9 protein-coding genes are annotated in these 11,980 nt (G+C 72.8%); 6 read left to right on the top strand and 3 right to left on the bottom strand.

Features of this window, described 5'->3' with window-relative positions; translation table 11 throughout:
* Positions 1-88: 88 nt before the first annotated feature.
* From Srubr_RS22070 to Srubr_RS22055, 4 genes are all read left to right on the top strand, one after another.
* A complete protein-coding gene (locus tag Srubr_RS22070; RefSeq protein ID WP_189989913.1) occupies positions 89-1,300 on the top strand; it encodes an FAD-dependent monooxygenase in 1,212 nt (403 codons plus the stop codon).
* A 379-nt stretch (positions 1,301-1,679) separates the two neighbouring features.
* Complete coding sequence (locus Srubr_RS22065) at positions 1,680-2,903, top strand: arginine deiminase (RefSeq protein WP_189989915.1); 1,224 nt, start codon at positions 1,680-1,682, stop codon at positions 2,901-2,903.
* A gap of 61 nt (positions 2,904-2,964) precedes the next feature.
* Positions 2,965-3,987: an ornithine carbamoyltransferase gene (argF, locus tag Srubr_RS22060; RefSeq protein ID WP_189989917.1), complete on the top strand. Its 1,023-nt coding sequence runs from the start codon at positions 2,965-2,967 to the stop codon at positions 3,985-3,987.
* A 109-nt stretch (positions 3,988-4,096) separates the two neighbouring features.
* Positions 4,097-5,548, top strand: a complete 1,452-nt coding sequence (locus tag Srubr_RS22055; protein WP_189989919.1) for an amino acid permease — start codon at positions 4,097-4,099, stop codon at positions 5,546-5,548.
* Here Srubr_RS22055 and Srubr_RS22050 read toward each other — a convergent pair.
* On the bottom strand, positions 5,508-5,993 hold the full coding sequence (locus tag Srubr_RS22050) for an ATP-binding protein (protein ID WP_189989922.1): 486 nt from the start codon (positions 5,991-5,993) through the stop codon (positions 5,508-5,510). The two genes, Srubr_RS22055 and Srubr_RS22050, sit on opposite strands and share 41 nt — an antisense overlap.
* Positions 5,994-6,138: 145 nt before the next feature.
* Here Srubr_RS22050 and Srubr_RS22045 point away from each other — a divergent pair, with 145 nt between their 5' ends.
* Positions 6,139-6,966: an enoyl-CoA hydratase family protein gene (locus tag Srubr_RS22045; protein WP_189989924.1), complete on the top strand. Its 828-nt coding sequence runs from the start codon at positions 6,139-6,141 to the stop codon at positions 6,964-6,966.
* Positions 6,967-7,020: 54 nt separating this feature from the next.
* Positions 7,021-9,411 carry a bifunctional salicylyl-CoA 5-hydroxylase/oxidoreductase gene (locus Srubr_RS22040; protein ID WP_229926435.1) on the top strand — a complete coding sequence of 797 codons (2,391 nt, stop codon included), beginning with the start codon at positions 7,021-7,023 and terminating at the stop codon, positions 9,409-9,411.
* A gap of 7 nt (positions 9,412-9,418) precedes the next feature.
* Here Srubr_RS22040 and Srubr_RS22035 read toward each other — a convergent pair whose 3' ends face one another.
* Positions 9,419-10,231, bottom strand: a complete 813-nt coding sequence (locus Srubr_RS22035; protein WP_189989928.1) for a PaaX family transcriptional regulator — start codon at positions 10,229-10,231, stop codon at positions 9,419-9,421.
* A 15-nt stretch (positions 10,232-10,246) separates the two neighbouring features.
* Entirely contained in the window at positions 10,247-11,839 is a 1,593-nt protein-coding gene (locus Srubr_RS22030) for an AMP-binding protein (RefSeq protein WP_189989931.1), read from the bottom strand.
* Positions 11,840-11,980: the final 141 nt, after the last annotated feature.

Below are 11,980 nucleotides of genomic sequence, written 5' to 3'. Positions count from 1 at the left end.
CGCACTAGTGCAGTAACGCCCAACAGCTCAGCTCGAAAAGCAATTTCATGCTTGCGCACTGTCTTGCGTACGGCGTACGTTCGGCGTCATGCCGAACAACGAGATACTCATCTGCGGTGCTGGCATCGCCGGGCCCGCGCTGGCGTACTGGCTACGCAGAGGAGGCTCCAGGGCCACAATCGTGGAACGCGCGCCGGAACCCCGGCCCGGCGGGCAGACCGTGGACCTGCGCGGCGCCGGCCGCACCGTGATCGAGCGGATGGGTCTGATGGACCGGGCCAGGGCGGAGAGCGTGGACCAACGCGGCCTCGCACTCGTCGACGCCTCCGGCCGGACCACCGCGCGGGTGCCCGCCGACAGTTTCGGCGGCGAGGGGATCGTCTCCGAGATCGAGATCCTCCGTGGCGATCTCGCCCACCTGCTGTACGAGGCCACTCTGCCGGACACGGAGTACCTGTTCGACGACACCGTCACGGGGATCGCCCAGGACGCGGACGCGGTCACCGTCACCTTCGAGAAAGCCGCGCCGCGCCGGTTCGGGCTGGTCGTCGGCGCGGACGGACCGCACTCCGTGGTACGAGCGCTGGCCTTCGGCCCGGAGCAGGAGTTCGTCCACCCGCTCGGCCTCTATACGGCCTGGTTCACCGCCACCGACGACCTGGACCTCGACGGCTGGTACCTGATGCACAACGCGCCCGGTGGACTGGTCGCCTCCGCACGGCCCGGCCGCCTCCCCGGCGAGATCAAGGTCGGCCTGAGCTTCCGATCGGCACCGATCGCCTACGACCGCCGCGACGTCGCCGCCCAGCAGGCACTCGTAGCCCAGCGCTTCGCCGGCGTCGGCTGGGAGACCCCACGCCTGCTGCGTGCCATGCGCGCTGCTCCGGACTTCTTCTTCGACTCCATGGGCCAGGTCCGCCTCGACCGCTGGTCGCGCGGCCGTGTGGCGCTGCTGGGCGACGCCGGATACTGCGCGACCCCGCTGACCGGCCTGGGGACCAGCCTGGCTCTGGTCGGTGCATACGTACTGGCCGGTGAACTCGCCGCTGCCGAGGGCGACCACCGTATCGCCTTCCGCCGATACGACGAGGTGATGCGCCCGTACGTGAGCCAGGCCCAGCAGCTCCCGCCGGGCGGCGCCTCGGGATTCGCGCCTTCGGGCCGACTCGGCATCCGTCTGCGGGACCTCTCCATGCGGCAGATGACCCGCTGGCCAATGCGGAACCTGCTCGCCGCACAGTTCGCCAAGGCTGGGGACATCGCGCTGCCGGAGTACGGTCTCGCCGCGGACATACGGTAATCGGCCCCAGCCACGGGTCAGCCCCGTTCCTCTCCGTCTCGTCGTGGAGGGCACGGACCGCTCGCCAGGGGTTGGGCCGGCGCGCTGCCCAAGCACTGCGCCGGCGCCCTACGCGCAGGTCTCGGCCGTGGGGCCGTACGCGGTCGGCTTCACCACCACGTCGGTGCGGGACGTGCCCGTGCAGGCCGCGGCCTGCCCACGCACTGACGGACGAGCCACGGACCGCCGGGCGCGCGGCACCGCCGTACGCCTCGCCCTGGACATCCCGGGCCGCGCGGCACCTTCCCGGCCTCGCCGGAGCGCACGCCCTGCTCACCGCCGCCGCCCGGAAACCGCTGAGAAGGGGGTGAAGGGCGGCCCCGGTGGTCAGGATGGAGGCATGGGATTCCACGTCGACTCCGAGGCCGGGCGCCTGCGCCGGGTCATCCTGCACCGGCCCGACCTAGAGCTCAAGCGGCTCACCCCCAGCAACAAGGACGCCCTGCTCTTCGACGACGTGCTGTGGGTGCGCCGGGCGCGTGCCGAGCATGACGGGTTCGCCGACGTCCTGCGGGACCGCGGGGTCGAGGTCCACCTCTTCGGGGACCTGCTCGCCGAGACCCTGGCGCTCCCCGAGGCCCGCGCCCTGGTCCTGGACCGGGTCTTCGACGAGAAGGAGTACGGCCCCCTCGCCACCGGCCACCTGCGCGATTCCTTCGACCGGATGCCCCCGGGCGAGCTGGCCGAGGCCCTGGTCGGCGGGATGACCAAGCGGGAGTACCTGGCCGGCCACGAGGAACCGGTCTCCGTGCGCTTCCACGTCATGGAGCTGGACGACTTCCTGCTGCGCCCGCTGCCCAACCACCTGTTCACCCGCGACACCTCGGCGTGGATCTACGACGGCGTCTCCATCAACGCCATGCGCTGGCCCGCCCGGCAGCGCGAGACCGTGCACTTCGAGGCGATCTACCGCCACCACCCGCTGTTCCGCGGCGAGGCGTTCCACGTGTGGTCCCGGGGGCAGGCGGACTACCCGTCCACCATCGAGGGCGGTGACGTCCTGGTGCTCGGCAACGGCGCCGTGCTGATCGGGATGAGCGAGCGCACCACCGCGCAGGCCGTGGAGATGCTGGCGCACAAGCTGTTCGCGGCCGGCTCCGCGCGCACCATCGTCGCGCTCGACATGCCCAAGCGGCGTGCCTTCATGCACCTGGACACGGTGATGACCATGGTCGACGGCGACACCTTCACCCAGTACGCCGGCCTCGGCATGCTCCGCTCCTACACCATCGAGCCGGGCGACGGCGAACGGGAGCTGAAGGTGACCGACCACCCGCCGGAGCACATGCACCGGGCGATCGCCGCCGCGCTCGGCCTCGGCGAGATCCGGGTGCTGACCGCCACCCAGGACGTGCACGCCGCCGAACGCGAGCAGTGGGACGACGGCTGCAACGTCCTCGCCGTCGAACCCGGTGTCGTCGTCGCCTACGAGCGCAACGCCACCACCAACACCCACCTGCGCAAACAGGGCATCGAGGTGATAGAGATCCCGGGCAGCGAGCTGGGCCGGGGCCGAGGCGGCCCCCGGTGCATGAGCTGTCCCGTCCAGCGAGACAGTGTATAGAAATGTGAAGGCTCGTATAGACTTACACGGTCCCCTGTAGTCGTACACCTGGAGCGCCCCCATGGCGACAGTCCCGACCGCCCTCGCCGGCCGCCACTTCCTCAAGGAGCTGGACTTCACCGAGGCGGAGTTCCGCGGCCTGGTCGAGCTGGCCGCCGAGCTGAAGGCCGCCAAGAAGGCCGGGACCGAGACCCCGTACCTGCGCGGGCGGAACATCGCGCTGATCTTCGAGAAGACCTCGACGCGCACCCGCTGCGCGTTCGAGGTCGCCGCCGCCGACCAGGGCGCCCACACCACCTACCTGGAGCCCTCCGGGTCCCAGATCGGGCACAAGGAGTCCGTCCGGGACACCGCCCGGGTGCTGGGCCGGATGTACGACGCCATCGAGTACCGGGGCGACAGCCAGGCCAAGGTGGAGGAGCTGGCCGCGTACGCCGGCGTACCCGTCTACAACGGCCTCACCGACGACTGGCACCCCACCCAGATGCTCGCCGACGTGCTCACCATGACCGAGCACTGCGCCAAGCCGCTCAGCGGCATCGCCTTCGCCTACCTCGGCGACGCCCGCTACAACATGGGCAACTCCTACCTGGTCACCGGCGCCCTGCTCGGCATGGACGTACGGATCGTCGCCCCGAAGTCCTACTGGCCCGCCCAGGAGATCCTCGACCGCGCCCGCGAGCTCGCCGCCTCCAGCGGCGCCCGGATCACCCTCACCGAGGACATCGCCGAGGGAGTGCGGGGCGCCGACTTCGTCGCCACCGACGTCTGGGTGTCCATGGGCGAGCCCAAGGAGGTGTGGGCCGAGCGGATCGCGGCCCTCGCCCCGTACGCGGTGACCATGGACGTGCTGCGCGCCACCGGCAACCCGGACGTGCGGTTCCTGCACTGCCTGCCGGCCTTCCACGACCTCGGCACCACGGTCGGACAGCAGATCTTCGAGGCGCACGGCCTGGACTCGCTGGAGGTGACGGACGAGGTGTTCGAGTCCGCCCATTCGGTGGTCTTCGACGAGGCGGAGAACCGGCTGCACACCATCAAGGCGGTGCTGGTGGCCACACTCGCCCGGGAAACCCTTGCCTGACCCTCCTCACCAGGCCTTATCCTGACCGGCGGCCCGGAACCACCCCTTCCGCGCCGCCGCCGCGGCCCCACCACGGCCGCCCGCACCACCAGAATCGAGCACCACCGGCATGCCCGCTCCCCGCATCAAGTCCCCGCGTCTGCTCGTCGCCGAATCCGGCGCCGACCGCGAGGGACACGGCCTGAAGCGCACCATGGGCCTCTTCCAGCTCATCTGCTTCGGCGTCGGCGCCATCGTCGGCACCGGCATCTTCGTCGGACTGTCCGACTCGGTCGCCCAGGCCGGCCCGGCCGTCGTCGTCTCCTTCGTCCTCGCGGCCCTCACCTGCGTCTTCACCGCCTTCTCCTTCGCCGAGCTGGGCGGCGCGATCCCGGTCTCCGGCTCCTCCTACTCCTTCGCCTACGCCGGCCTTGGCGAGTCCACCGCCTTCCTCGTCGGCTGGTGCCTGCTGCTGGAGTACGGCGTCTCCATCTCGGCCGTCGCGGTCGGCTGGAGCCAGTACGTCAACGAACTGCTGCACAGCCTCACCGGCCTCCAGCTCCCGGCCGCCCTGTCCGCGGGCCCCGGCGACGGCGGCGTGATCAACCTGCCGGCCGTGATCGTCATCGCCATGGCCTCGGCGCTGCTGGTGCGCGGGGTGCGGGAGAGCGCCGGGGCGACCGCCGCCATGGCCGCGGTGAAGCTCGCGATCCTGCTCGCCTTCTGCGCCATCGGCTACAGCGCCTTCAAGGACGGCAACCTCACCCCGTTCTCCCCGGCCGGCCTCGGCGGCATCGGCGCGGGCACCACCGCCGCCTTCTTCTCGTACATCGGCTTCGACGCGATCACCACGGCCGGCGAGGAGGCGAAGAACCCGCGCCGGCACATCCCCGTCGCGATCATGGTCTGCATGGGCATCGTGACCCTGCTGTACTGCGCGGTCGCGCTCGCCGCGATCGGCGCCATCGGCGGCGACCAGGTCGCCGGCCGCCCCGCCGCCCTGTCCTACGTCGTCAACGAGGTCACCGGCTCCGCCATCGGCGGCGGTGTCATCGCCTTCGGCGCGGTCGTCGCCATCGCCTCCGTGGTCCTCGCCGTGATGTACGGCCAGACCCGCATCCTGATGTCGATGTCCCGGGACGGCCTGATCCCGCGCGTCTTCGAGAAGGTCAGCCCGAAGACCTCCACACCGGTCGCCGGCACGCTGATCGTCGGCGCCGTCTTCGCGCTCCCGGCGGCCTTCGCCTCGCTGGACGCCGTGATGAACCTGTGCACCATCGGCACCCTCGCCATCATGGCCGTCGTCAACGTCACGGTGCTGGCCCTGCGCCGCCGCGAACCGGGCCTCGACCGCAGTTTCCGGGTCCCGCTGTACCCGGTGGCCCCGCTGCTCGGCATCGGCTTCTGCCTGTACCTGATGTGGGAGACCGGCTGGCGCACCTGGCTCCAGTTCGCCGTGTTCCTCGCGGCGGGCCTCGCGGTCTACGGACTCTACGGCCGCCGGCACTCCACGCTGGCCGGCGCCGTCCCGGCCGGTGAGGTCACGCCGGCCGGGGCCGAGCGGGAACCACAGGCAGTCTGAACCACACCGCCTTGCCCGAGGGGGTGGGGCGGTGACCGCAGGAGGAGCTCAGGGCCCGGATCAGCAGCAGCCCGCGCCCGTCCTCCTGCCACACGTCGGGCTCCTCGAGCACCGGCGCGGTCAGCCGGCCGGGCGGCGCCGGGTCCGGGTCGTGCACCTCGACCTGGCAGCCGGTCGGCCGCAACTCCACCACCAGCTCTATCGGGCCGCGCCCGGCGGTGTGCTCCACCGCGTTGGCCACCAGCTCGGCGGTCAGCAGCTCGGCCGTGTCGCAGTCGGTCACGTGGTCGACCTCGGTGAGGGCCGTGCGCACCAGGGCGCGCGCCACGGGCACCGCCGCCGCGGTGTGCGGCAGCGCGATGCGCCAGGAGGCCGATTCGGCGGGGGGTTCGTGCACGGCGAGTCCTTCATGGAGCAGGCTGTCCTGCTGTCCGACTCCAGGCATGGTACGGGCCCGGCGGGGCACGGCCGTCGCCGGGCCGGTCGACCGCCCCGTTTCTGTCGCGCCATCGTGACGATGGTCACAAACCGGTGATAACTTCATGGGGGAGCGCACCGTACGGCACCGTCCCCCAAGGAGGCCGCACGTCATGAGTCCCTTCACCGGCTCGGCCGCCCGCACCGGCGACTGGGAGCATCTGCGGGTGCGGATCGCCGACCAGGTCGCCACCGTCACCCTCGCCCGCCCCGAGAAGCTCAACGCCCTCACCTTCGGCGCCTACGCCGACCTGCGCGACCTGCTCGCCGAGCTGTCCCGGGAGCGCGCGGTACGGGCCCTGGTGCTGGCCGGCGAGGGCCGCGGCTTCTGCTCCGGCGGCGACGTGGACGAGATCATCGGCGCCACCCTCGCCATGGACACCGCCCGGCTGCTCGACTTCAACCGGATGACCGGGCAGGTCGTGCGGGCGGTCCGGGAGTGCCCGTTCCCGGTGATCGCCGCGGTGCACGGCGTGGCGGCCGGCGCCGGCGCGGTCCTCGCCCTCGCGGCGGACTTCCGGGTCGCCGACCCCTCGGCCCGGTTCGCGTTCCTCTTCACCCGGGTCGGCCTGTCCGGCGGCGACATGGGCGCGGCCTATCTGCTGCCCCGGGTCGTCGGCCTCGGCCACGCCACCCGCCTGCTCATGCTCGGCGACCCGGTCCGGGCCCCCGAGGCCGAGCGCATCGGCCTGATCAGCGAGCTGGCCGAGGAGGGCCGGGCGGACGAGTCGGCCGCCGCCCTGGCCCGCCGCCTGGCCGACGGCCCAGCCCTGGCCCACGCCCAGACCAAGGCCCTGCTCACGGCCGAACTGGACATGCCGCTGGCCGCCTCGGTCGAACTGGACGCCGCCACCCAGTCCCTGCTGATGACCGGCGAGGACTACGCGGAGTTCCACGCGGCCTTCACGGCGAAGCGCGCGCCGAAGTGGCGGGGGAGGTGAGCTTCCATGCCGACCTCAGGGAAACCGGCCCCAGGGGCGCGGGGCTCTGCTGATATGCGGCTCCGCCGCGGGGCGCGAGTGACCACGGACGGCCCGCATCCGCCGGCGACGAGAAACCACCCCCTACGCGTCGCGATAATCGGCGGCGGCCCCGGAGGGCTCTACGCCGCGGCCCTCCTCAAACGCCTCGACCCCGCCCGTGACATCACCGTCTGGGAACGCAACGCCCCCGACGAGACCTTCGGCTTCGGCGTGGTCCTGTCCGACGAGACCCTCGGCGGCATCGAACACGCCGACCCGGTCGTCCACGAAGCGTTACGGCGGGACTTCGTCCGCTGGGACGCCATCGACATCGTGCACCGGGGGAGGCGCCACCGCTCCGGCGGCCACGGCTTCGCCGCGCTGGGCCGCCACCGGCTCCTCGAAATCCTGCACGAGCGCTGCCGCTCCCTCGGCGTACGACTCCACTTCCGCACCGAGGCCCCCCACCCGGACACCCTGAGCGCCGAGTACGACCTGGTCATCGCCGCCGACGGGGTGCACAGCGCCACCCGTGAGACCTACGCCCACGTCTTCCGCCCCCAGGTGACCGAACACCGCTGCCGCTACATCTGGCTCGCCGCCGACTTCGCCTTCGACGCCTTCCGCTTCGAGATCGCGGAGACGGAACACGGCGTTGTGCAGCTGCACGGCTACCCCTACGCCCGCCCGTCGCCCGACCACCACCCCTCAACGGGGCCCTCCGGGCCGCAGAATCATTTCGGCGCCTCCACCGTGATCATCGAGATGCGCGAGGAGGTCTGGCGGGCCGCGGGCCACGGTGACCTCACCCCGCGCGAATCCGCCGAGCGCTGCGCCAAGCTCTTCGCCGACGCCCTGCGCGGACGCCCGCTGCGCTCCGGGAACTCCGCCTGGACCAGCTTCCGTACGGTCGTCAACGACCGCTGGTCGCACGGCAACGTCGTCCTCCTCGGCGACGCCGCGCACACCGTGCACTTCTCCATCGGCTCCGGCACCAAACTCGCCGTCGAGGACGCCCTCGCCCTGGCCGCCTGCCTGGAGGAGCAGCCGGACGTGCCCCGCGCGCTGGCGGCCTACGAGGAGGAGCGCAGGCCCGTCGTCGCCTCCACCCAGCGGGCCGCGCGGGCCAGCCTGGAATGGTTCGAGAACATACGGCTGTATCTGCGCCAGCCGCCCCGCCAGTTCGCCTTCAACCTGCTCACCCGCTCCCGCCGCGTCACCCACGACAACCTGCGGCTGCGCGACGCCCGCTTCACCGAGTCCGTGGAGCGCGAGTTCGGCTGCCCGCCCGGCACGCCGCCGATGTTCACCCCGTTCCGGCTGCGCGGCCTGACCCTGCGCAACCGGGTCGTGGTGTCACCGATGGACATGTACTCGGCCGCCGACGGCGTCCCCGGCGACTTCCACCTCGTCCACCTGGGTGCCCGGGCGCTCGGCGGGGCCGGTCTGGTGATGACCGAGATGGTGTGCGTCAGCCCGGAGGGCCGGATCACCCCGGGCTGCGCCGGCCTCTACACCGGCCGGCAGACCGAGGCGTGGCGGCGCGTCACCGACTTCGTGCACCGGCAGTCCCCGGGCACCGCGATCGGCGTCCAGCTCGGGCACAGTGGCCGCAAGGGGTCCACGAAACTGATGTGGGAGGGCATCGACGAGCCGCTGCCCACCGGCAACTGGCCGCTCGTGGCCGCCTCCCCGCTGCCGTACAAGCCGGGCAGCCAGATACCGCGCGAGCTGTCCCGGGCCCGGCTCACCGACATCCGCGAGCAGTTCACCGCGGCCGCCTGGCGGGCCGCCCGGGCCGGCTTCGACCTGCTCGAACTGCACTGCGGCCACGGCTATCTGCTCTCCGGCTTCCTCTCCCCGCTCACCAATCACCGCACCGACGCCTACGGCGGTTCCTTCGAGCGGCGCCTGCGCTTCCCGCTGGAGGTCTTCGACGCCGTACGCGGGGTGTGGCCGGCCGAGCGGCCGATGACCGTCCGGATCTCGGCCACCGACTGGGCCGACGGCGGGACGGGCGCCGAGGACGCCGTGGAGATCGCCCGCGCCTTCGCCGCGCACGGCGCCGACGCCATCGACGTGTCCACCGGGCAGGTGGTGGCGGAGGAACGCCCGGAGTACGGGCGGTCGTACCAGACGCCGTTCGCCGACCGCATCCGGCACGAGGTCCGCGTACCGGTGATCGCGGTCGGCGCGATCTCCTCCTGGGACGACGTCAACTCGCTGATCCTGGCGGGCCGTACCGACCTGTGCGCCCTGGGCCGTCCGCACCTGTACGACCCGCACTGGACCCTGCACGCGGCGGCCGAGCAGGGCTACGAGGGCTCCGGCGCCCCCTGGCCCGCCCCCTACCGGGCCGGCAGCCGCCCACCCCGAACCGGCCGCACGGATGCCTCCAAGCCCCGTCTTTCGCTGGGTGGTTGACGGAGTATCAGAGACCTACGAACCGCGCCCCCGCGTCCCGCAGGCGTTCGTGCAGGCCGCGGAAGACCTCCGCCGAGCGGACGCCGGGCCAGTCGGGCGGCAGCAGGCGGGCGGGCAGGCCCGGGTCGGTGTAGGGGAGGTGGCGCCAGGAGTCGAGGGCGAGGAGGTAGTCGCGGTAGGCCTCCTCGGGCGGGGTGTCCGGGCGCCGGGACCACGCTCGCAGCACCGGCGCGTGCGCGTCCAGGAAGCGCTCGTGCTCCTTGGCGATCGCGGCCAGGTCCCACCAGCGGGCCACCGCCTCCGCCGTGGGCGCGAAACCCAGGTGCTCGCCGCGGAAGAAGTCCACGTACGCGTCCAGCCGCAGCCGGCGCAGGGTGTGTTCCGTCTCCTCGTACAGCCGGGCCGGGGCGATCCACACCCCCGGCGCGGCGGTGCCGAAGCCCAGGCCGGCCAGCCGGGAGCGCAGCACGTGCCGCTTCTGCCGCTCCGACTCCGGGACCGAGAACACCGCGAGCACCCAGCCCTCGTCCGCCGCGGGCGCGCCCGCGTAGACGCGCCGGTCGCCGTCCTCCAGCAACTGGCGTGCGTCGGGCGACAGTTCGTAGCCGGCCGCGCCGGACGCCGTGCGGGCCGGCAGCAGCAGACCGCGCCGCTTGAGCCGGGACACCGAGGAGCGTACGGAGGGCGCGTCCACGCCGACCGCGGCCAGGAGCCGGATCAGCTCGGCGACGGGCACCGGGCCGGGCAGGGAGCGGCCGTACGCGCCGTAGAGCGTGACGATGAGGGACCGGGGGGCGTGCTGGTCGGACACGTTGATCATTTTAGGTCGTCGGCATCACGGCTGGTCACCACCGGTGCGCAGCAGGAACCGCTGCACCTTGCCGGTGGCCGTGCGGGGCAGCGCGTCGAGGAAGACGAACTCGCGCGGGCACTTGTAGGGCGCGAGTTCCGCGATGAGGAACGCGCGCAGCGCCTCGGGGTCCGGGCGGGCGCCGGGGCGCAGCACGGTGTAGGCGACGGCCACCTGACCGCGGGCCTCGTCCGGGCGGCCGACGACCGCGGTCTCGGCCACGTCGGGATGGCGCAGCAGCGCGTCCTCCACCTCCGGCCCGGCTATGTTGTACCCGGCGGAGACGATCATGTCGTCGGCGCGGGCCACGTACCGGAAATAGCCGTCGGCCTCGCGTATGTAGGTGTCGCCGGTGAGGTTCCAGCCGTCGCGCACGTACTCCCGCTGCCGCGGGTCGGCGAGATAGCGGCAGCCGACCGGGCCGCGCACGGCCAGCAGACCGGGCTCGCCGTCGGGCACCGGCCGGCCGTCGGCGTCCTGGACGCGCGCCCGCCAGCCCGGCACCGGCAGGCCCGTGGTGCCGGGCCGGACGTGCTCGTCGGCGGCGGACACGAAGATGTGCAGTAGCTCGGTGGCGCCGATGCCGTTGATCAGGCGCAGGCCCGTGCGCTCGTGCCAGGCCCGCCAGGTGGCCGCGGGCAGGTTCTCGCCGGCCGAGACACAGCGCCTGAGCGACGACAGGTCGTGGCCGTCCAGGTCGCGCAGCATCGCCCGGTAGGCGGTCGGCGCGGTGAACAGCACGGAGACGCGGTGCTCGGCGATCGCGGGCAGCAGCTGCCGGGGGCCCGCCTGTTCGAGCAGAAGGCTGCTGGCCCCGGCCCGCAGCGGGAAGATCACCAGCCCGCCGAGGCCGAAGGTGAAGCCGAGCGGGGGACTGCCGGTGAACACGTCGTCCTCATGGGGGCGCACCACATGCCGGGAGAACGTGTCGGCTGTCGCCAGTACGTCCCGGTGGAAGTGCATGCACCCCTTCGGGCGGCCCGTGGTGCCGGAGGTGAACGCGATCAGGGCGACGTCGTCGGAGGCGGTGTCCACCGCCGGGTAGGGGGCGGTGGGGGCCGGGCGGCGCAGCAGGTCGTCGGGCCCGTCACCGCCGTACGTCGTGACGCGCAGCCCCGGTACGGCCGCCCGCAGCAGGTCGTCCACCGCCCGCACGTCGCACAGCGCGTGCGTGATCCGGGCGATGGCGCACATCTCCGCCAGCTCCTGCGGGCGCTGCCGGGCCAGCACGGTGACCGCGATCGCGCCCGCCTTCAGCACGGCCAGCCAGCAGGCGGCCAGCCACGGCGTGGTGGGGCCGCGCAGCAGCACCCGGTTGCCCGGGACCACGCCCAGGGTGCCGGTGAGCACGTGCGCGATCCGGTCGACACGGGCGCGCAGGTCCCCGTACGTCCAGGCGGGGCCGGTCGCGGTGCGGAACGCCGGGCGGGCCGCGTCGGCGTGGTCCAGCAGCTCCGCGGCGCAGTTCAGCCGGGCGGGGTAGCGCAGTTCAGGCAGGTCGAACCGCAGCTCGGGCCACTCGTGCGGCGGGGGCAGATGGTCGCGCGCGAACGTGTCGACGTGGGCCGAGGGATGCATGACGATGGGCCCCCTTGCCGTGACTCCGGGTCCGGGCCTGGCCGCCCGAACGGGCTTCCTGGTGGGCTCGCGCTTCGAGCGTAGCGGGCTGGTGACGGCAGTCAACGGTCCGCGATACCGTCGGGGGACGGGCTGACCCGC

Source organism: Streptomyces rubradiris, assembly GCF_016860525.1.
GTDB lineage: Bacteria > Actinomycetota > Actinomycetes > Streptomycetales > Streptomycetaceae > Streptomyces > Streptomyces rubradiris.
Note: the sequence above shows the minus strand (reverse complement) of the source record. Positions and strands in the feature narration are given on the sequence as shown.